Annotated in this window: 12 protein-coding genes and 1 riboswitch; of the genes, 11 read left to right on the top strand and 1 reads right to left on the bottom strand. The window is 65.1% G+C overall.

What is annotated here, in order from left to right; genetic code table 11:
* Positions 1-32: 32 nt before the first annotated feature.
* Positions 33-238, bottom strand: a riboswitch (cobalamin riboswitch).
* Between the two features lie 364 nt (positions 239-602).
* The 8 genes from BLS75_RS04240 to pelG all read left to right on the top strand — a co-directional run bounded on the left by BLS75_RS04240 (position 603) and on the right by pelG (position 13791).
* Positions 603-1535, top strand: coding sequence for an NAD-dependent epimerase/dehydratase family protein (locus tag BLS75_RS04240; protein ID WP_011061259.1), 933 nt, complete (start codon positions 603-605; stop codon positions 1533-1535).
* Positions 1536-1613: 78 nt separating this feature from the next.
* The gene (locus BLS75_RS04235) at positions 1614-4424 is read left to right on the top strand and encodes a bifunctional glycoside hydrolase/polysaccharide deacetylase family protein (RefSeq protein ID WP_015635589.1); all 2811 of its coding nucleotides are present in this window, start codon (positions 1614-1616) and stop codon (positions 4422-4424) included.
* Positions 4402-7998, top strand: coding sequence for a tetratricopeptide repeat protein (locus BLS75_RS04230; protein ID WP_072450355.1), 3597 nt, complete (start codon positions 4402-4404; stop codon positions 7996-7998). Before BLS75_RS04235 ends, BLS75_RS04230 begins: the two co-directional genes overlap by 23 nt.
* 28 nt (positions 7999-8026) lie before the next feature.
* Entirely contained in the window at positions 8027-8548 is a 522-nt protein-coding gene (locus BLS75_RS04225; RefSeq protein WP_011061262.1) for a transporter, read from the top strand.
* A 5-nt stretch (positions 8549-8553) separates the two neighbouring features.
* Positions 8554-9924, top strand: a complete 1371-nt coding sequence (locus tag BLS75_RS04220; RefSeq protein ID WP_072450354.1) for a PelD GGDEF domain-containing protein — start codon at positions 8554-8556, stop codon at positions 9922-9924.
* The gene (locus BLS75_RS04215) at positions 9902-10891 is read left to right on the top strand and encodes a HEAT repeat domain-containing protein (protein WP_011061264.1); all 990 of its coding nucleotides are present in this window, start codon (positions 9902-9904) and stop codon (positions 10889-10891) included. The genes BLS75_RS04220 and BLS75_RS04215 overlap by 23 nt, the downstream gene beginning before the upstream one ends.
* Positions 10888-12420: a GT4 family glycosyltransferase PelF gene (pelF, locus tag BLS75_RS04210; protein ID WP_053151647.1), complete on the top strand. Its 1533-nt coding sequence runs from the start codon at positions 10888-10890 to the stop codon at positions 12418-12420. Before BLS75_RS04215 ends, pelF begins: the two co-directional genes overlap by 4 nt.
* Complete coding sequence (gene pelG, locus BLS75_RS04205; protein WP_011061266.1) at positions 12421-13791, top strand: exopolysaccharide Pel transporter PelG; 1371 nt, start codon at positions 12421-12423, stop codon at positions 13789-13791.
* A gap of 69 nt (positions 13792-13860) precedes the next feature.
* On the opposite strand, the gene BLS75_RS04200 is transcribed toward pelG, so the two are convergent.
* Positions 13861-14628: a substrate-binding periplasmic protein gene (locus tag BLS75_RS04200; protein WP_065364049.1), complete on the bottom strand. Its 768-nt coding sequence runs from the start codon at positions 14626-14628 to the stop codon at positions 13861-13863.
* Positions 14629-15138: 510 nt separating this feature from the next.
* Between BLS75_RS04200 and BLS75_RS04195 the strand changes: the two genes are divergently transcribed.
* The 3 genes from BLS75_RS04195 to BLS75_RS04185 are packed head-to-tail and all read left to right on the top strand — an operon-like array spanning position 15139 to position 20827.
* Positions 15139-17280, top strand: a complete 2142-nt coding sequence (locus tag BLS75_RS04195; RefSeq protein ID WP_072450352.1) for a type I secretion system permease/ATPase — start codon at positions 15139-15141, stop codon at positions 17278-17280.
* Entirely contained in the window at positions 17277-18665 is a 1389-nt protein-coding gene (locus BLS75_RS04190) for an HlyD family type I secretion periplasmic adaptor subunit (protein WP_072450350.1), read from the top strand. Before BLS75_RS04195 ends, BLS75_RS04190 begins: the two co-directional genes overlap by 4 nt.
* 2 nt (positions 18666-18667) lie before the next feature.
* On the top strand, positions 18668-20827 hold the full coding sequence (locus tag BLS75_RS04185; RefSeq protein WP_072450349.1) for a type I secretion system permease/ATPase: 2160 nt from the start codon (positions 18668-18670) through the stop codon (positions 20825-20827).
* The last annotated feature ends 11 nt before the right edge of the window (positions 20828-20838 follow it).

Genomic DNA, 20838 nt, shown 5'->3' with positions numbered 1-20838 from the left:
CGAAAACCGGACTGCGCCCGCCCACCGCGGGGTTGTCAAACGAAGTTGCGGGCCGGTCTCCGGGCTTGCGAGGGTCATGAGGCATTCACCTTCCCATGCCTTGGCACAGTGGTCTGTCGAATGCTTCGCTCGCTTACCGTTGCGGGGGCAGCGCCGGACTGATCATCGAAATGACGCACCGGCTTCCCGTTTAACCCCATGCACGGCGGCATGGGACACCTGAAACTGGCGCGCATATGAGCACTGCCGAGCCCTTGCGTCAATGGCATGTGGCCAGCTACGGCGGCGCTTTCAGCGCTTTCATACCAGGAAAGTCAATATATTGACCTATTTTTCCTGGCGCTTAAATAATCAACAAATATCGACGCATTATTGACGATTTTGCTTTTCTGACCCAGTATGTCGGCGCTGAGCGATTGATTATCTTGAGTTTTTTTTGACGCCAAAGCTCTGAACTCTGCTCCGAAAAAAAGGCGAAACAGCCTATGGGGCAGAGCAGCCAAACAAAACATGATGGCCAAGATGGCAAGTAGCCAGGGCTGATCCGTTGGCTGTGCTAGCTTCAGACGGCGTAGCCGCGATTTTTCTCTTTGGAATGATCTATGTCTGCCGAACGGATACTGGTTACTGGGGGCGCTGGTTTTATCGGTTCTCACCTCGTGGATGCACTGCTGGCCAAGGGTTATGCGGTGCGGGTTCTGGACGACCTTTCCACGGGCAAGGTCGGCAATCTGCCCATGGGCGATGCTGGTCTGGAACTGCTGGTGGGGGATGCCGCCGATGCGGCACTCCTGGCGGATGCCGTTCAGGGCTGCGATGCCGTGGTGCACCTGGCCGCTGTGGCGTCGGTCCAGGCTTCGGTCGAAGACCCGGTGGCCACCCACCAGAGCAATTTCATCGCCACCCTGCGCCTGTGCGAGGCGATGACCGCGGCCGGTATCCGCCGCGTGGTGTTCGCCTCCAGTGCGGCGGTCTATGGCAATAACGGCGAGGGCACGCCGATTGCCGAAGACACCCCTAAATCTCCCCTCACGCCCTACGCGGCGGACAAGCTCGCCAGCGAGTACTACCTGGACTTCTACCGCCGCCAGCATGGGCTGGAACCGGTGATCCTGCGCTTTTTCAATATCTTCGGCCCGCGCCAGGACCCTTCATCGCCGTATTCCGGGGTGATCAGCATTTTCAGCGAGCGGGCCAAGGCCGGGCGGCCCATCACCCTGTTCGGCGATGGCGGGCAGACCCGCGACTTCGTCTATGTCGCGGACCTGGTGAAGATCCTGGTGCAGGGCCTGGAATGCCCCGCGCCGGCAGCCGATGCCACCAATGTCGGGCTCGGCGGGGTGACCACCCTCAACGATCTGATTGGCGCCCTGCAGCAGATCAGCGGCAAGCCGCTGCAGGTGAGCCACGGCGCGACCCGCTCCGGGGATATCCGCCATTCCAAGGCCGACAACCGCCGCTTGCGCGAGCGCTTCGACCTGGGCACGCCCAGCAGCCTGGCCGAGGGCCTGGAACGGCTTTACCGCAGCCTTTAGTTCGTTGCCTTAGGGGCGCGCCATGGCGGCTGCCCTAGAGCCTGATGTTGTGCAGATTGATCTACTGAAGAGTGAGTTATGGATATCGAGTTTCGCAGGGGGCATGTCTGCAAAGTGGTTCGACGCCTGTTTACCGCATTGGCCTTGTGTGCCACCAACACCCTGGTGCAGGCCGCGCCCGCGGCGCCCGCCAGTGTCGGGTTCTGGTACGCCGAGCAGCCACCCTTGCAGGAGCTGGCGCAGTTCGAATGGGCAGTGGTCGAGCCCGGCCATATGGCCAGCGCCGATGTCGCTACCTTGCGCAAGCTCGGCAGCCAGCCGTTCGCCTACCTGTCGGTAGGGGAGTTCGACGGCAACCGCGCTGCCCTGGCCAAGCAGGCCCTGGCCCAGGGCGCGAGCCCCGTGCGCAACAAGGCCTGGGACAGCCAGGTGATGGACATCGCCACCCCGGCCTGGCGCGAACACCTGTTCAAGCGTGCCAAGGCGCTGCAGGACCAGGGCTACGCCGGCCTGTTCCTGGACACCCTGGACAGTTTCCAGTTGCTCCCCGAGGCCGATCGCGAACCGCAACGCAAGGCCCTGGCCTCGTTCCTGCGGGAACTGCACAGCCGGCTGCCCAACCTCAAGCTGTTCTTCAACCGGGGCTTCGAGGTACTGGGCGAGCTCGATGGCGTCGCCTCGGCCGTGGCGGTGGAATCCATCCACGCCGGCTGGGATGCCTCGGCCAAGCGTTACCGCCCGGTTTCCGAAGCCGACCGCACCTGGCTTGAAGGCGAACTCAAGCCGCTGCGCGCACGCAACATCCCGCTGGTGGCCATCGATTACCTGCCGGCCAACCGTCGGGAAGAGGCGCGCAAGCTGGTCCGGCAATTGAGCCAGGAAGGCTTTATCCCGGTGGTCACCACCCCGGACCTCAACGCCCTGAGCATGAGCACGGTGGAAGTCCAGCCGCGACGCATCGCCATGCTCTATGACCCGCGCGAAGGGGAACTCTACGATCACGCCGGGCACCGCATGCTCGGTGGCCTGCTGGAATACCTGGGTTACCGGGTGGACTACTTCCCGGTGGACGATAGCCTGCCTGCCTACAGCTTCGCCGGCCTTTACGCCGGGGTGGTGCTGTGGATGACCAGCGGCCCGCCCGAGGACAGCCGTGCCTTCTATAGCTGGGTCGGCCAGCGCCTGGATGAGCAGGTGCCCCTGGCGATCATGGCCGGCCTGCCGATCGAGGACCGGGCGCTGCTCAAGCGCCTGGGGCTGAACCTGGCGGCGCCGGGGGCTCGCGATGCCCTGCATGTGCTGAGCCAGGACAAGAGCCTGATCGGCGCCTTCGAGGCCCCGGTGGTGGCGCGCAGCCGTGAACTGACCCGCGTGAGCCTGCTGCCCGACGGGCCGAAACCAGCCCTGGTGCTGGGCGATGACAAGGGCGGCAAGTACGTCCCGGTGGCCACCGCCGCCTGGGGCGGCATGGCCCTGGCCCCCTACGTGGTGGAGGCCAATGTGGAGCGCAGCCGCTGGATCCTCGACCCGTTCGCCTTTATCCAGAAGGCCCTGCGCCTGCCGTCCCAGCCACGCCCGGACACCACCACCGAGAACGGTCGGCGGATCGCCACGGTGCATATCGACGGTGACGGTTTCCCGTCCCATGCCGAAGTGCGTGGCACCCCGTATTCCGGGCGCCAGGTGCTGGACGACTACATTCGTCCCAACCCGTTCCTGACCTCGGTCTCGATCATCGAAGGCGAAGTCGGGCCCAAGGGCATGTCGCCGTTCCTGGCGCGGGAGCTGGAGCCCATCGCCCAGGAGATCTTCGCCGACCCCAAGGTCGAAGTGGCCACCCACACCTACAGCCACCCGTTCTACATGCAGCCGGAGAAGGCCAAGAAGGACGAGGATTTCCACGCCGAATACGGCCTGCGCCTGAATATCCCGGGGTACAAGACCCTGGATTACAAGCGCGAGATCCTCGGCTCGCGGGACTACATCAACAGCCGCCTGACCACCGCGCAGAAACCGGTGAAGCTGGTCTTCTGGCCGGGGGATGCGCTGCCCAGCGCCGAGACCATCAAGCTGGCCTACGACGCCGGGCTGAAAAACGTCAACGGCGGGCAGACCATTCTGACCAAGGCCAACTCATCGCTCACCGGCCTGTACCCGCTGTTGCGGCCGACCTCGGGCGGCTTGCAGTACTACGCTCCGGTGATCAACGAGAACATGTACACCAACCTCTGGAAAGGCCCGTACTACGGCTTTCGCGATGTGATCGACACCTTCGAGCTGACCGACAGCCCACGGCGCCTGCGCGGCATCCACCTGTACTACCACTTCTATTCGGGCACCAAGCAGGCGTCGATCAAGGCCATGACCGACATCTACCAGTTCATGCGTGGCCAGCAGCCGCTGTCATTGTGGATGAGTGACTACCTGGACCGGGTCCACGGCCTGTACCAGGCAAGCCTGGCGCGGACCGCCAATGGCGACTGGCAGGTACGCGGCATGGACGGCCTGCGCACCTTGCGCCTGGACCCGGCGCTGGGTTGGCCGGACCTCGGCCGCTCGGTGGGGGTGGCCGGGGTGCGCGACTTGCCCCAGGGGCGCTATGTAGCCTTGAGCAGCGATCATGCGCTGTTGGCCCTGCGCCCCGAGCGCGATCCGCGCCCGGCACTGGAGCTGGCCAATATTCCCCTGCGCGACTGGCGCTATGTCAATGACCGGCAGGTGAGCTTCTCCTTTGCCGGCCAGTTCAACCTGGAATTCTCGGTGCGTTCGGCCAGCGCCTGTCGGGTCGAGGTCCAGGGCCAACGCTACGCCGGCAAGTCCGAACAGGGCCTGTGGCATTTCCAACTTCCCATGAAGCAGGTGAGTGATGCCCAACTCCTCTGCAACTAAGGCCAAGGCGCCCAGCGCGCGGCTGCTCAACCCCTGGGCCTTGCTGCTGGTGGCGATCGCCGTCGGCGTGCTGCTGTGGGCAACCTTTCGCAATGAAGAGGCGTTCCGCCCCAAGGGCGGGCAGCCGGACGAAGTGTCGGCCAGCTACGCCGAGGTGCTGCTGGCCGCACACCCGGAAAACAATGAGCTGCGCACCCAGCTGCTCGACCTGCTGATTCAGCTGGGGGACTACCCCAAGGCGGAAAAACACCTGGCCCAGTGGCAGCGGCCCGATCCGGCGCTCAAGGCCTACTACCGCTTGCAGCTCGATGCCCTGGCGCTGAACAACAGCACCGACAGCGCGGCCCTGCAGGCTCTGGCCGAACGTTTCAAGGCCTTTGACTACAAGCCGCTGCCATCGCCGCAACTGGAGCGCCTGGCCACTTTGGCCCTGAGCGCCCAGGCCCCGGGGCTGGCGGCGGATGCCTATGCCGAGCTGGCGCGGCGCGACCCGACACGGCGCGAGCAGTGGCTGCCTGAAGCCGCCAAGTGGTACCAGGCCAGTGAACAGCCGGGGCGCGCGGCCGATCTCTATGTGCAGTTGCTCGATGCCAGCCAGCCCCCCGAGGCGCGTCGGCAGTTTCTGCAACAGGCCTTCACCACCCTGGTGGCGGCCGATCGCGGCGATCAGGCAGTGGAGCTGCTGGCCCGAGAGCTGGCCGCACAGCCGGACGTGGAATTCGAACCGGCGCTGCTGGACCGCGGCGTGGATGTGGCCGTGGCGCACAACCGCGTGGACCTGGCGGAACAGTTCTTCAGTGCCTGGCGCAAGGTGCAGCCCGACAGCCCGGAAATCCTCGCCAAGGAATTCAAGCAGCGCCTGGCCTTCGGTGACCTGGCCGGCGCCCATGCGGTGGGCCTGCAACTGCTCGAACAGCGGCCGGATGACCCGCAGTTGCTGGAGCAGATGGCCCATCTCGCCGAATGGCAGGGCGACTCGGCCGCCGCCCTGGGCTACTGGATCAGCCTGAGCACGCTAAGCAAGGACCCGGCGCAGTTCGAGCACACCTGGCGCCTGGCGATGCAGACCTACGACTTCGACCGGGGCATCCCACTGCTGGCGGGGATCATGGACAGCCGCGCCCTGACCAACGTCGAGCTCGATGCCCTGGTCTACGCGCAAGAGTCCAGGGGGACGCCCGAGGAGGCAGAAAAGTGGCTGCGCCGCTATGTCGCCAAATACCCGAAACAGCGTCTGGCCTGGGTGCGCCTGTTGCAGAACCTGGAAAACACCGAGCAGTACCCGCAGCGCCTGGTGGTCTGGAACCAGTTCGCCAAGCGCTATCCGCTCACCAGCACCGAACGTGTGGACTGGGCCAACAACCACCTCAAGCTGTTCGATAGCCAGGGGGCCTGGAAAGTCATCACCGCGGTGGATGGCAACAAGATCAAGGACTTCAACTACTGGCAGTCCCGCGCCGCCCTGGCCTGGGACCTGGAACTGGACGACGAGCTGCAGCTGGCGCTGGAGAAGATGCTGGCGATCAAGGGCTCACTCAATACAGGCGACGAAAGCGAGCTGATTGCCCTGTATCGCACCCGCGATCCGCGCAAGGCCCTGCAATTGACCGTCGACAGCTGGCGCCAGGGCCACAGCCCGCAGCGCCTGGTGGCCGCCCTGCAACTGGCCCAGGAACTCCAGGACTGGCCTCTGGTGGTCGATTTGCTCAAGGAGGCCGAGCAGTACCCGGGGGCCAGCGACCAGTCCCAGGTGCTGGCCGCCCGCGCCGCGCTGGCGGTGCAGCAGGGCCAGACCGATCTGGCCCTGCGCCTGTATCAACAGGGCTTGAGCCGCTTCCCGGACGACAACACCTTCCGTGAGCGGCTGCTGTGGCTGTATGTCGATCTGGGCCGCACGGGCGAGATCAAGCCGCTGTTGCAGCAATGGCGCTCCCTGGCCCGCAGTGACAGCAGCCTGTGGCTGCCGTTCGCCGCCGCCAGCCAGTTGCTCGGGCGCAATACCGAGGCCCTGGCCTGGTATCGCCTGTACTTGCAGGCCAACCCCCGGGACTGGATGGTCCAGGCCGCCTATGCCGATGCCCTGGAGGGCGCCGGTTATGCCGATTCGGCCCAGCGCTTGCGCCTGCGGCTCGATCGCCAGGTCAGCCCGGAGCAGATCCGCGCCACGCCCCAGGGCTATGCCACCTGGCTGCGCCTGCTGGCCAGCAGCTATTCGTCACGCAAGGCGCAGAACAAGGCCATGCAATGGCAGGACGGTTCCAAGCCGATGCTGCAGCTGTGGTTCGATCAGTTCCTCGCGCGCCTGGATGACCTCAATCAGTCGGCGCAAAAGGATGAGTGGCTGGCCTGGGCCCGCAGCCGCGGTCTGAAGGTCAGCCGCTACGAGCAGATCCAGGAAGCCCTGCGCGGCAGCAATCGCCAGGCCCTGGAGCGCCTGGTGGCCAGCGGCGACCTGGACCCGGCGCAGCAGGTCGAGGCCTTGAACAGCCTGGGCCGCAGCGGCGAAGCGCTGGCGGTGGGCCTTTCGGCACTGGGTGACGAGCAACCGGCGGCGCTGCGCGAGCAACTGCGCCGCCAGGCCATCGAGATGACGGAGCGCACGCCCCAGGGTATGCAAATCGCCTGGGAGCGCCAGGACTACGGCGGCCTGGTGTTCAACGGCCCGCGCCTGACCGCCGCGCGCTATCTGAACGACAACTGGTACGCCAAGCTGGTCCTGGAGCAGGGCCGCTACAGCGGCGATGTACTGGATGAGTCGCGCCTGGGCAATGAGACCAATACCGAACTGACCTTGCAGCGCCAGCTGGAGAACGGCAACTACAAGCTGATCTTCGACAGCAGCCTGCGCAAGGACGATGACCGCAACGGCCTGGGTGCCAGCCGCACCTGGCAACTGGACAGCGGCAACGAGCTGGACGTCGGTGCCGACTGGCACCGCAAGAACGAGGACAGCGGATACATGCGCACCTTCGGCCAGCAGGATGATGTCTGGGTGGGCGGCCGGCATCGCTATTCGGCCCGTGACCAGTTGTCCTGGAACCTGGCCCAGCGCTGGTTCTCGACCCGCGGCGGCGATGACCTGGGCAGCGGCCAGGCGTTGAAGATCGAGTTCGACCACACCTTGCAGTTCGAAGGGCCGAACTGGGAATTGCGCAGCGGTATCGACTACCAGCAGAACAGCCTGAACAACCGTTCGCTGCCCGACCTGGCCAATACCCTGGGCGGAGGCATCGATCTGGCCGGGGCCGATCTCGACAATCCGGAGCAGATCACCAGCCAGACCCTGCTGCAGAAGCGCTACGGCCAGCTGTTCTTCGGCAGTTCCTGGCGGCGCGGTTTCCCGGGGGCGCTGAACCGCACACGGGGGCAATACACCTGGCTGGTGGATGTCAGCACCGGCTGGCAGTGGACCGACAACACCATCAACTACGCCATCAGTACCGGTGTCGGCACCGAGGTGATAGGGGATGACGAATTGGCAGTGACCCTTGGCTACCAGTCCGCGCCGCAAGGCGGGGCAGGCAAGTCCGGGGGCACTGCAGGTGTCAGCTACAGCGTGCGTTTCGGACGCTGATCATGGAATTCAAAGAGGAGTAAACCTTATGCAATCCATTCGTTGCGTGAGTCTGGCAATGGTCGCCTTGCTGATGGCCGGGTGCAGCAGCTTCACCGGGCAAAGCAGCCCCGAGTTGTCCAAGAGTGCGCGCTGGGGCGTGCTGCCGCTGGTCAACTATTCCCAGACACCCCAGGCCGGCGAGCGCAGTGAGCAGATTCTGCTCAGCGTGCTGAGCAGCCGCGGCCTGCAACCCCAGGTCTACACCGGTACGGCGGGGCAGGGCGAACAGGCCCTGCTCGACGACAACGAGCGTCTGGCCGGGGCCATGGACTGGGCCCGGGAGCAGAAACTCGACTATGTGGTGTCCGGCAGCGTCGAGGAGTGGCAGTACAAGAACGGCCTGGATGGCGAACCGGCGGTGGGCATCAGCCTGCGGGTGGTCGAGGCCGGTACCGGCAAGGTGCTGTGGAGCAATAGCGGGGCCCGCGCCGGCTGGTCCCGGGAAAGCCTGGCCGGGGCCGCCCAGAAGGTGCTCGACAAGCTTGTCGGTGGCCTTCGGATCGAGTGACTGCCATGAACTCTCCACACATGGACTATGCGCTGGCGCCCCGCGCCAGCGGTCCGGCGTCCTGGCTGGAAACCTTTCTGGTGACCGCTCTGGTCATCGGCGTCGGCCTGTGGCTGACTCCCGAGGACCCCTTGCAGGTGCAGGGCGAGTTTCCCTGGTCGGTGCTGGCGCCGCTGCTGCTGGGGGTGCGCTACGGGTTTGTCCGCGGCCTGATCAGTGCCAGCCTGCTGGTAGCGGCGTTCTTTGCCCTGCGCCATTCGGGGCTGGCGAGCTACGCCCAGGTCGCGCCGTCCTACATTGTCGGCGTACTGGTCTGCGGCATGCTGGTGGGCGAGGTGCGCGACCTCTGGGAGCGGCGTTTGCTGCGCTTGCAGATGGCCAACGAGTACCGCCAGTATCGGCTCGATGATTTCACCCGGGCGCACCAGATTCTGCGGGTCTCCCATGACCGCCTGGAGCAGCGCCTGGCGGGCAGCGACCAGAGCTTGCGCAGTTCCCTGCTGGGCCTGCGTGATCGGCTGCGCGCGGCGCCCAATGGCGGCGACCCGCTGAGCCTGCTGGCCGAGCCGGTGCTGACCCTGCTCGGCCAGTACGGCTCGCTGCGGGTGGCCGGGCTGTACCGGGTGGAGCAGGGCGCCAGTGCGGCGCCACAGCTGAGCCTCTTGGCCTCGATCGGCACCATGGGGCCGCTGGACAGCCAGGACCTGCTGGTGCGTATGTGCCTGGAGCGCGAGGAGCTGGTGAGTGTGCGTGAGGAGCTGCTGGATAGCGGCGCCCAGGCCTCGGTGTCGTCCTTGCAGGCCTGTGTTCCGCTGGTGGACACCCAGGGCCAGGTGCTGGCGATTCTGGCGGTGCGGCAGATGCCGTTCTTTGCCTTCCAGGAACGCACCCTCAGCCTGCTGGCCCTGCTGGCCGGACATATCGCCGACTTGCTGCACCCGGACCCGCAGGTTTTGCAACTGCAGAGCGCCGATGCCCAGCACTTCACCCGCCAACTCAAGCGTTCACTGGTGGATGTCGAGCGCCACGGCCTGTCCGGTTGCCTCTATGCCTTCGAGCTGACCCAGCCCAATGATGAACTGGCGCGGCTGTTCGAGCGCAGCCAGCGAGGCCTGGACCTGCACCTGAGCCTGGCCAATGCACGCGGGCACGAACTGTTGCTGGTGCTGTTGCCGCTGACCAGCGCCGAGGGCGCCCAGGGCTACCTGGCACGCCTGGGCAAGCTGGTCCACGAACACTTCGGCATGAGCGTGGAGCTGGCCGGCCTGGGGGTCAAGGTACTGCCCTACGACCTGGAGTCGGCCCGGCAACGCGATGGGCTGCGTAACTTCCTGTACAACGAGTGTGGCCTGAATGATCAGCAAGTGGCTGTTTAGCGGAGCGCTGTTTTTCGAGATCGGCAGCTGGGCCAGCCTGACGGCGCAGTTGCCCGACCTGCAGACCGCGCTGCTGTATGCAATGACCCATGGCATCGCCTGTGGCCTGCTGACCGCGGCGGTCTGGCTGCTGCTGCCGGCGCGTTATCGCCGGCCGTTGCCATGGAGCCCGCTGTTCATCTTCAGCCTGGCGTTCTTTGTGCCGCTGATCGGGGCCGTCGGAGTGATTGCCGCGATCTTTCCGGCGCTGTATCTGCCGCGCAAGCGCGAGGCGCAGACGTGGCAGGCGGTGGGCATTCCCGACCTGCCGTTTCGCGCTCAGACTCAACTGCATTCGCCCACCTTCGGTGACAGCGGGCTGCAGGATGTCTTGCGTCATGCGCCGGACCCCGACCAGCGCCTGGCGGCCTTGCTCGCCACCCGGCGGATGCCGGGCAAGGAAGCGGTGCCGATCCTCAAGCTGGCCCTGGGTGACCCGAGCGACGATGTGCGGCTGTTGGCGTATTCGATGCTCGACAAGCAGGAAACCGACATCAACCAGCGGATCCAGTCCTCCCTGGAACAACTGCCCGGCGCGGCGCCGCAGAAGGCCGGAGCCTTGCACGCGACGCTGGCCCGCTGGTACTGGGAACTGGCTTACCTGGGCCTGGCCCAGGGCAGTGTGCAGCAGCACGTGCTGGGCCAGGCCGGCGAACATGCCGAACAGGCGCTGAAGCTGGGGGAGGGCGGCGAGCTGCTGTTGCTGGCCGGGCGCATCGCCCTTGAACGCGGTGACGTCGGCAAGGCGCGCCTGCACATGCACCAGGCCGAGGAGGCGGGCATGGACCCGGCCAAGGTCCTGCCGTTCCGCGCCGAAATCGCCTTTGAAACCGGCCGCTATGCCGAGATTCCCGGGCTGCTGCGAAGCCTGCCGGCGCAAATGCAGCAACGTCCGCCCTTTGCTGGGCTGGTAAGGACCTGGACATGAAGAAAACCCCCGACTCAACCCCCATCGCCGATGTCTGCCTGCTGCTCGAGGGCACCTGGCCCTATGTGCGTGGTGGCGTGTCCAGCTGGATCCACCAGATGATCCTCGGCCTGCCGCAGCTGCAGTTTTCGGTGCTGTTCATTGGCGGCCAGCGCGAGGCCTATGGTCAGCGCCGCTATGAGATTCCGGCCAACGTCGTGCATATCGAAGAGGTGTACCTGGAAGAGGCCTGGCGCAACCCCAGGCACAAGCGCGAGGCCCACAGCGCGTCCCTGGAGGAACTGAGCAACCTGTACCGCTACCTGCACAACCCGCAGAAGCCCGCCGCCGAGCTGGGCATCGAAGTGCTGGCATCCCTGGCCCAGGGGCGCATCACCCTGGACGACGTGCTCTACAGCCGGCCCAGCTGGGAAGCGCTGACCGAAGGCTACGAGCAGCACTGCGCCGATCCGTCCTTCGTCAACTACTTCTGGACCCTGCGCACCATGCAGTCGCCCTTGCTGATGCTGGCCAATGCCGCCCGGCACATGCCGCGGGCCCGGGTGCTGCACTCGATTTCCACCGGCTACGCCGGGCTGGTGGGCTGCATTCTCAAGCAGTTGTGGGGCTGCCAGTTCCTGCTCAGCGAGCACGGGATCTACACCAAGGAGCGCAAGATCGACCTGGCCCAGGCCAGCTGGATCGCCGAAAGCAGCAACCAGGCGCTGAACGACAGCATGGATTCCGGCTCCGGCTATATCCGCATGCTCTGGGTGCGTTTCTTCGAACGCATCGGGCATCTGGTCTATGAAAGCGCCGACCAGATCATTGCCCTGTACGACGGCAACCGCCAACGCCAGATCAAGGACGGCGCGCCCCCCGAGCGCACCCAGGTGATCCCCAACGGCATCGACCTGCAGCTCTGGACCCAGGCCCTGGAGGCCCGGGCCGAAGGCATTGCGCCGGTGGTCGGGCTGATCGGCCGGGTGGTGCCGATCAAGGACGTCAAGACCTTCCTGCGGGCCATGCGCGGGGTGGTCAGCGTGATGCCCGAGGTCGAAGGCTGGATCGTCGGGCCGGAAGAGGAAGACCCGGAGTACGTCGCCGAGTGCCGCAGCCTGGTGGCGAGCCTGGGGCTGGAGCAGAAGGTACTGTTCCTGGGCTTCCAGAAAATCCAGGACATCCTGCCGCAACTGGGCCTGATGGTGCTGACCTCCATCAGCGAGGCCCAGCCCCTGGTGATTCTCGAAGCCTGGGCCGCCGGCACGCCGGTGGTCAGCAGTGACGTGGGCTCCTGCCGCGAGCTGATCGAGGGCGGCGAGGCGGCCGACCGGGACCTGGGGCGGGCCGGGGAAGTGGTGGCGATCGCCGATCCGCAGGCCACCTCCCAGGCGATCATCGACCTGCTGCGCAGCCCCGAACGCTGGCAATCGGCCCAGGCGGCGGGCCTGTTGCGGGTACATCGCTACTACAGCGAGCGCTTGATGCTCGACCGCTATCGCACGCTCTATCACACGGCCATCGGCACCCCACACAAGGAGGCTGTGTAAATGGCCGGCATCGGTTTCGAACTGCGCAAGATTCTCTCCCGCGACTCCTACACGGCGACCCTGCACGCCTATGTCTATGCCGGCCTGATCAGTTCCGGGCCCTGGGTGCTGTCGATCCTCAGCGTGATGCTGGTGGGGGTGATCAGCCTCGGGCTGGTGGTGCCGGAGGTCCTGATCCGCCAGTTCCTGATCACCGTCACCTACCTGATGGCCACGTCGCTGATCCTGACCGGCGGCCTGCAGCTGTTTTTCACCCGTTTCGTGTCCGACCGCCTGTTCGAGCGCAAGTACGAGCAGATCCTGCCGAACCTGGTGGGCGTACTCTTGCTGGTGACCCTGGGCTCCGGGGCGCTGGGCATCCTGCTGCTGGTGACCCTGTTCGACCAGGCGCTGATCTACCGCCTGCTGACCCTGGCCAACTTCGTGGTGCTGTGCAACCTGTGGCTGGTGATCATCTTCCTCTCGGGGATGAAGGCCTATAACCGCATCCTCCTGGTGATGCTGGTGGGGTATGGCTTGATGGTCGGCAGCGCCTTCTACCTGCGCTACATGGGCATGGAAGGGCTGTTGCTGGCGCTGCTGCTGGGGCACAGCACGCTGCTGTTCCTGTTTCTCTACGACATCCTGCGCGAGTACCGGGCCGAGAAGCTGGTGGCCTTCGACTTTCTCGACCGCCGCCAGGTGTTTGTCAGCCTGCTGCTGACCGGGCTTTGCTACAACCTGGGGATCTGGATCGACAAGTTCATCTTCTGGTTCAACCCGGAAACTTCGAGCCAGGTGATCGGGCCGATGCGCGCGTCAATTCTCTACGACCTGCCGATCTTCCTTGCTTACCTGGCGATCATTCCCGGGATGGCGGTGTTCCTGGTGCGCATCGAAACCGATTTCGCCGAATGGTACGACCGCCTGTTCCGTGCCGTGCGCGATGGCGAGACCTTGCAGCACATCGGTTCGCTGAAGGCCGAGATGACCTTCTCGATCCGCCAGGGCCTGCTGGAAATCTGCAAGGTCCAGGGGCTGACGGTGGTCCTGCTGTTCCTCTTCGGCCCGCGCCTGCTGGAGTGGCTGGGGATGTCCAGCTACTACCTGCCGCTGTTCTACATCGACCTGATCGGGGTGAGCATCCAGGTGGTGTTCATGGCGATTCTCAACGTGTTCTTCTACCTCGACAAACGCGCCATCGTGCTGGAGCTGTGCCTGCTGTTCGTGGCGCTCAATGCCGCCCTGACCCTGCTCAGCCTGCACCTGGGGCCGAGCTTCTTCGGCTATGGCTTTACCCTGTCGCTGCTGATCTGCGTGCTGCTGGGGCTGACGCGGCTGTCGACGGCGCTGGATGACCTGGAGTACGAGACGTTCATGCTCTCGCGTTGAGGCGTGCACGGGCCCCCTCCAGGCTCGCGTTCATGACGCCAGCGCAAGCCTGGTACAGGGCCGAACGGATCACGGCTCTTTCAGGTAGGCGTTTTTTATCCGCTCCAGCGTGCCGTCCTTGCGCAGTGTCTCGACTGCCGCCTGCAAGTGGCGTACGAGCACCGCATCGCACTGTCTGGAGCAGGCCAGATACAGATCGGTCTTCATCAAGGACGGACTGACCTGCAACGTCCTGTTTGACAGCTTGCGCCAGATAGCTTGCGTTTCGGGAATGCCATTGAACCAGGCATCGACGCGCCCCATCAGCAGCAATTGCGCCGGATTCTCACCAATCTCAAACGGATAAATCTGGGTATCGCTAAAGCCCTCTGCCCGCAGTTTTTGCTCTTGGGCGCTGCCTCGGCCAACGGCGATACGGGCAAAGGTTTCCCGTGCCTGCTGCATGCTCTGGACGCGTTTGTCGAGGCTGAAAAACGCTCTGTCCATGGTCATGATGGGCGCGATCCAGGTGTAATCGGCCTCTCTTTCTGGCGTGCGCGACAGGGGAATGATCAGCTTGTCGACGCCTTTGCGTACGCTTTGCTGGGCTCGTGCCCAAGGCACTTCTATAAAGTGCAGCGTATATCCGGCTCGGGTCGCCGCTTCCAGCGTCGCGTCGCCGAGGATGCCATGCAGGCCGGACGGGTCCAGCATCGATAAAGGCGGCGCTTCGGCGATGTACAGGTCGAAGCTACGGGACTCGGCGCCAGACACTGAGGGCACCCAGGCCGTCAGAACGAGCAGCGTCGTCAGGATCAGCGCCCCCCGCTGGCGCAACGATTGGATCATATGAGTCATGGCAGTAACTCAACAAACAGTGGCATTTCATGCTCTCGGATTAACGCTGCATATTCGACACGTGCAGAGACCGACACGCAACGACCTGCAAAACATGCCGCCAAGATTAGAGGGTTATGTGCAGAGACGGTTGGGTTTGACGGCTTTTTTTGACCGCCGAGATTGCTCTCGCGGTTCAGGGCTGGGGCAACCGGTGAGGGCAGCGACTGGTACGCGCTGATACTCACGTTGAACAGCCTTGGGCAGCGCAATATCAGTAGCCTCGCCACTCTCACCTCCCTCTCCAGCCTGGGGCCAGGGTTCTCTGCATGCGCCGTATGAACATGCGGGGCATTTGCGGGACAGCCTTAAGTTTTAGTTAAAACGCTTCAATCAAACTGCTGATTATCATTCGTAATTGGCTGACTCAGACTGCGTTCGTGCCTCCATGCTCCCTGGAGCAAGCAACGAGCGGTCTATGCCAGTCAATACTGCAACAACCCGCAGCCTGTCCTCAGCGGATGTTCCGCTATGACGGCGCTGTCTGCCCCATCATCCGCGGCCGATACGGCCGTTCACTCAGCCTTGGCCTGCTGCCATCTGCTGCTGCAACTGGCCCAGGAACGCGTACCGCAAGCCGCGGCCCCGCAATCCCTGGACCCTGACCCTTCGCGGGACCTGCGCCAGGCGGTCAGGGACTACGCACGCAACGCCGGTGTCGATCTGCGCCTGGAACGCCTGGCGCTGACCCGACTGACCCCGAAGATGCTGCCCCTTGCCTGGCGCAACCAGAGCGGCGAATTCATGTTGCTGGCGCGGCTCTCGGACACCCAGGCGCTGGTGCAGCGACCTTCAATGCCGACCCCGGACATGCTCGATCGCCAGCAGTTGGCCGAGCAGTGGAGCGGGGAGGTGATTCGCCTGCGCCAGAGCGGTTTGCGCTTCGATCTGTCCTGGTTCGTACCGGAGCTGCTGCGCCATCGGCGGATACTGGGCGAAGTGCTGCTGTGCTCGCTGTTGCTGCAGGTGCTGGCCCTGGCGACGCCGTTGTTCTTCCAGGCGGTGATGGACAAGGTCATGGTGCACCGGGCGCTGTCGACCCTCGACGTGCTGGTGATGACCCTGGTGGTGGTGGGCCTGTTCGAGGTGCTGCTCAAGGGCTTGCGCGAATACCTGGCGGCGCACACCGCCAATCGCATCGACATTGGCCTTGGGGTCAAGCTCTTGCGCCATCTGCTGGGCCTGCCGCTGCTGTACTTCAAGCAACGCCAGGTGGGGGCGATCATCACCCGGGTCCAGGAACTGGACAGCATCCGCGAGTTCCTCACCGGCTCGCTGCTGACCCTGTGTGTCGATGTGGCCTTCACCCTGGTGTTTTTTGCGGTCATGGCCTGGATTTCCTGGCCGTTGACCCTGCTGGTGCTGCTGACCCTGCCCCTGTATGCGCTGCTGGCCTGGTTCAGCAACGGCCCGCTGGAGAAGCGCATCGAGCGCCAGTTCTACAGTGCTGCGCGCAACACCGCCTTTCTCAACGAAAGCGTCAGCAGCAGCGAAACCATCAAGAGCCTGGCGGTGGAGCCGCGCATGCAGCGTCGCTGGGAGTCGCAGACGGCGCAGATGGTCGAGGCCGGGTTTGCCAGCCAGACCCTGGGCAGCGCCATCAGCCAGACCGTGATGCTGTTGCAGAAAGTCACCGCGGTGGCGGTGATCTGCTGGGGCGCTAGCCGGGTCATCGACCTGCAAATGAGCATCGGCCAGTTGATTGCCTTCAACATGATGCTGTCCCACGTCAGCCAGCCCGTGGCCAAGTTGATCGAAGTCTGGCAGCAGTTCGTCCGGGTGCGGGTGTCGGTGGACAAGCTGGGCGACATGCTCAACCTGCCGGTGGAGCAGGCCGAGGGGGATCTGCGCCCGGCGCAGGCGTTGCGTGGCGAAGTGCGCATCGAACAGTTGGTGTTCCGCTACCGCCCGGAACTTGAGTGGGTGCTGCGCGGCCTGGACTTGCAGATCGCCGCGGGGCAGACCCTGGGCATCGTCGGGCCGTCCGGGTCCGGCAAGAGCACGCTGACCCGCTTGCTGCAGAAACTCTACACCCCTGATGGCGGGCGCATCCTGATCGACGGCTTGCCCCTGGATCAGTTGCAGCCGGCCTGGTTGCGCAGCCAGATTGGCGTGGTGCTCCAGGAAAACTACCTGTTCAACCGCAGCGTGCGCCACAACATCGCCCTGCGCCATCCCACCGCCTCCCTGGAAAGCGTGATCGCCGCGGCGCGCCTGGCCGGTGCCCATGATTTCATCCTGCGCCTGCCCCTGGGCTACGACACGGTGCTGGCCGAAGCCGGCAGCTCCTTGTCCGGCGGCCAGCGGCAACGCATCGCCATAGCCCGGGCACTGATGGGCGACCCGCGCATCCTGATTTTCGACGAAGCCACCAGCGCCCTGGATGACGAATCCCAGGCGCTGATCCAGGACAACATGGCGAGCATCGCCCAGGGACGCACGGTGATCATCATTGCCCATCGCCTGTCTGCGGTACGGCATTGCCAACGCATCATCGCTCTGGAACAGGGGCGCATCAGTGAATCCGGCAGCCACCAGCAACTCTTGGCCAACGGCGGTTGCTACTCGCGCCTGTGGGCGCTGCAACAGGCGCTGTGCAAGGAGGCGTCATGAGGTCCGGTGCACTGTTGTCTCGCTGGCGCCGCGCCTGGCAGCGCCTGGGTGACGCGCGGACGCTGCTCAAGCGCAGCCGCGACGAATACGAGTTCCAACCCGGCTACCTGGAAATTGTCGAGCGGCCACCCGCGCCCTGGGCACGTGGCACGGCACTGCTGCTGATCCTGGCGATCCTGCTGGCCCTGGGCTGGGCGATCCTCGGCTTTCTCGACATTCATGCCAGTGCCGCCGGGCGCCTCATGGTCTCCAGCTACACCAAGGTGATTCAGGCGCACGAGGCGGGTGAAGTTCGCGCCATCCATGTGCGTGACGGGCAGCGGGTCAAGGCCGGCGAGGTGCTGGTGGCGCTGAACCCGATCGGCATCGACGCCGAGTTGAGCGAGTTGCGCACGCAACTGGATTTCAAGCGTCTGGAATTGGCCCGTGCCCGTGCACTGCTGACCCCGGACCCCTTGCACAGCTACCAGACGCCTGCTGGCCTGGATGCACAGCAAGCCGCGGCGGCCCGGGAGCAACTGCTCAGTACCTGGAAGGAAATCAGCGCCAACCTGGACAGCCTCAACGCCGAAATCGCCATCAATCAGGCCAATCAAAGGGCCCGGGGCAGCGAGATCAGCGCCCTGGGCAAGCTGGCCAGCAATGTGCGCAAACGGCTCCATGCACGCCGGGCGATGGCCGCCGAACAGCTGATGCCCCTGGTGGAATTGCTTGAGCAGGAAAAGGAGCAACTGGACGTCGAGCGTTCACTGGCCCAGCAGCAGGCCGAACTGCAGGTGCTCAAGGCCCAGGCGCAGAACCGTCGGGAGCAGCGCGACAGCTTCCTGGCCAGGACCCAGCGCGAACAGCATGAATTGCTCAACCGCAGCCAACAGGAGATCGCCGTGCTTGAGCAGCAACTGATCCGTGGCCGCGACCGGCAGCGCCTGCAAACCCTGCTGGCGCCGGTGGACGGTGTGGTCCAGCAACTGGCGGTGCATACCCTGGGCGGCGCCGTGCAAGCGGCGCAGCAGTTACTGGTGATCGTGCCCGAGGGGGCCGAGCTGGATGCCGAGGTCATGGTGCTGAACAAGGACGTCGGTTTCGTCAGGGCCGGCCAGCCCGTGGAGATCAAGGTGGATGCGTTTCCCTATACCCGCTACGGCACCTTGCGCGGCACCGTGGCCCATGTCTCCGGTGACGCCATCAAGGACGAACAGCTGGGGCTGGTGTTCCCCACGCGGATTCGCCTGGAGCGTGCGGCCATTGCCGCGGGGCAGGGCTGGATGCCCTTGCAGGCGGGGATGAGCGTGACCGGCGAGATTCGCACCGGCGAGCGGCGGGTGATCAATTACCTGCTGAGCCCGATTCGCGAGTATCAGTCCGAAGCGTTGCGGGAGCGTTGAACATGACCCGCGCTTTCGATGCCGCTTCTGAACCCTCACCGACAATGCTCGACACCGGCCTGCACGCCCTGGCCTGGGCCGCCCGGCGCTTCGACCTGAGCATCAGCGTGGCGCAACTGACTCACCGCCTGGGGCGGGTTGAAGGTCCGGCCGACAGCCTTGACCTGCGGCGCTGCGCCGGCTGGATCGGCCTGCGCGCACGGGCAGTGCAGAGCCGGGTGCAGCGCTTGCATCACCTGCCGCTGCCGGCGCTGCTGGACACCACTCGGGGCTGGGCGGTGCTGGACGCGGTGGAGGGCGACCGGGTCCGGGTGTTCTGGCCGCTGCAGGGGCAATGCCAGACCCTGTCGCGCCAGGAGCTGGCGACGCTCTGGCAAGGCCATGATCAGGGACAGGGAGAGGTGTTGCTGCTGGCGGAGCGGCATGTGCAGCTGAAGACGGGTGGTTTCGGCGTCTCCTGGTTCCTGCCGTCGATCCTCAAGCATGGGCGCCAGTTTCGCAGCGTGCTGCTGGTGTCGCTGATGCTGCAAGGCGTAGCGCTGGTCACGCCGCTGCTGTTCGAGAACATCATCGACCGGGTCCTGGTCAGTCGCGGCCTGTCGAGCCTGCAAGTGCTGGGGATCGCCATGCTGGCCCTGGCGCTGTTCGAGCCCTTGTTCGGCCTGTTGCGGTCCTGGCTGTTCAGCAATGTGGCGAGCAAGATCAACGCCGAGCTGTCCGCGCGCCTCTACCAGCACCTGATCCAGTTGCCGCTGGGTTATTTCCAGCGGCGCCAGAGCGGCGAGATCATCGCCCGGGTCGGTGAGATGCAACAGATCCGCCAGTTTCTTACCGGCTCGGCCTTGACCCTGGTGCTGGACCTGGCGTTCTGCGGCTTGTTCATCGCCGTGATGTACAGCTACGCACCGCTGCTGACCTGGGTGGTGGTGGGCTCCCTGGCCCTGTATTTCCTCTTCTGGCTGTGCGTGGGGCCCTTGCTGCGCAGCCGGGCCTTGCGCGAATACGAGTTGAATGCGGCCAACACGGCGTTTCTCACCGAGACCGTGACCGGCATCGAGACTATCAAGACCGGGGCCATCGAAAGTGCCTTCCAGCAGCAGTGGCAGCGCCAGTTGGCGGCTTATGTGCGTGCGGCGTTCCACACCCGCATCGTCGGGATCTGGGCCGGGCAGGGCATCGGCCTGATCCAGAAGCTGACCGCGGCGCTGTTGCTGTGGTGGGGCGTGATGCTGGTGCTGGATGGCCAGTTGAGCCCCGGCCAACTGGTGGCCTTCAACATGCTGGCCGGGCATGTGGTGGAGCCGATCCTGCGCCTGGCCCAGGTCTGGCAGGACTTCCAGCACACGCTGATTTCCCTGCGCCGCCTGGGGGACATTCTCGACAGCGACTGTGAAAGCGGCAGCGGCGGCCTGGCCTCGGTGCCGGCGTTGCAGGGCGGGGTGAGCTTCCAGGGGGTGCGTTTTCGCTACGAGGAAGACGGCCAGGAGGTGCTGCGCCAGCTGGATCTGGAGATCCAGCCGGGCGAGTTCGTCGGCATCACCGGGCCTTCCGGTTCCGGCAAATCGACCCTGACCCGCCTGCTGCAGCGCCTCTATGTGCCCCAGCACGGCCGGGTGCTGGTGGACGGCATCGACTTGGCCATCGCCGACCCGGTGGCCCTGCGTCGCAACATGAGCGTGGTGCTCCAGGAAAGCGTGTTGTTCGCCGGCAGCGTTGCCGAGAACATCCGCCTGTGCCGGCCTCAAGCCAGCGACGCCGAGGTGCGGCACGCCGCCGGTCTGGCCGGGGCGGCGTCCTTTATCGAGGCCCTGGCCCAGGGCTACGAGACCGAGGTGGGCGAGCGTGGCGGCCAGCTCTCCGGCGGCCAGCGTCAACGCATTGCCCTGGCCCGGGCCCTGTTGACCAACCCCGGCATCCTGTTGCTGGACGAAGCCACCAGTGCCCTGGACTACGAGTCGGAAGCGGCGGTGATGGCCAACCTGCAGGGCATCGTCCGCGGCCGCACGGTGATCAGCGTCGCCCATCGCCTCACTACCCTGCGCCATGCGGACCGGATTCTGGTCATCGATCAGGGCCGGGTGCTCGAACAAGGCACACACCAACAGCTGCTCGCCCTGGACGGGTTGTATGCCCGGCAGTGGGCGCTGCAGATGAAGGACTGACCCCACCGACG

This window comes from Pseudomonas sp. NFPP12 (assembly GCF_900103205.1).
Classification (GTDB): domain Bacteria; phylum Pseudomonadota; class Gammaproteobacteria; order Pseudomonadales; family Pseudomonadaceae; genus Aquipseudomonas; species Aquipseudomonas protegens.
Note: the sequence above shows the minus strand (reverse complement) of the source record. Positions and strands in the feature narration are given on the sequence as shown.

Excerpts from the sequence above, each read along its gene's own strand:
- BLS75_RS04240 (WP_011061259.1), top strand. The coding sequence starts at position 603 with ATGTCTGCCGAACGGATACTGGTTACTGGGGGCGCTGGTTTTATCGGT.
- BLS75_RS04235 (WP_015635589.1), top strand. The coding sequence starts at position 1,614 with ATGGATATCGAGTTTCGCAGGGGGCATGTCTGCAAAGTGGTTCGACGC.
- BLS75_RS04230 (WP_072450355.1), top strand. The coding sequence starts at position 4,402 with ATGCCCAACTCCTCTGCAACTAAGGCCAAGGCGCCCAGCGCGCGGCTG.
- BLS75_RS04225 (WP_011061262.1), top strand. The coding sequence starts at position 8,027 with ATGCAATCCATTCGTTGCGTGAGTCTGGCAATGGTCGCCTTGCTGATG.
- BLS75_RS04220 (WP_072450354.1), top strand. The coding sequence starts at position 8,554 with ATGAACTCTCCACACATGGACTATGCGCTGGCGCCCCGCGCCAGCGGT.
- BLS75_RS04215 (WP_011061264.1), top strand. The coding sequence starts at position 9,902 with ATGATCAGCAAGTGGCTGTTTAGCGGAGCGCTGTTTTTCGAGATCGGC.
- pelF (WP_053151647.1), top strand. The coding sequence starts at position 10,888 with ATGAAGAAAACCCCCGACTCAACCCCCATCGCCGATGTCTGCCTGCTG.
- pelG (WP_011061266.1), top strand. The coding sequence starts at position 12,421 with ATGGCCGGCATCGGTTTCGAACTGCGCAAGATTCTCTCCCGCGACTCC.
- BLS75_RS04200 (WP_065364049.1), bottom strand. The coding sequence starts at position 14,628 with ATGACTCATATGATCCAATCGTTGCGCCAGCGGGGGGCGCTGATCCTG.
- BLS75_RS04195 (WP_072450352.1), top strand. The coding sequence starts at position 15,139 with ATGACGGCGCTGTCTGCCCCATCATCCGCGGCCGATACGGCCGTTCAC.
- BLS75_RS04190 (WP_072450350.1), top strand. The coding sequence starts at position 17,277 with ATGAGGTCCGGTGCACTGTTGTCTCGCTGGCGCCGCGCCTGGCAGCGC.
- BLS75_RS04185 (WP_072450349.1), top strand. The coding sequence starts at position 18,668 with ATGACCCGCGCTTTCGATGCCGCTTCTGAACCCTCACCGACAATGCTC.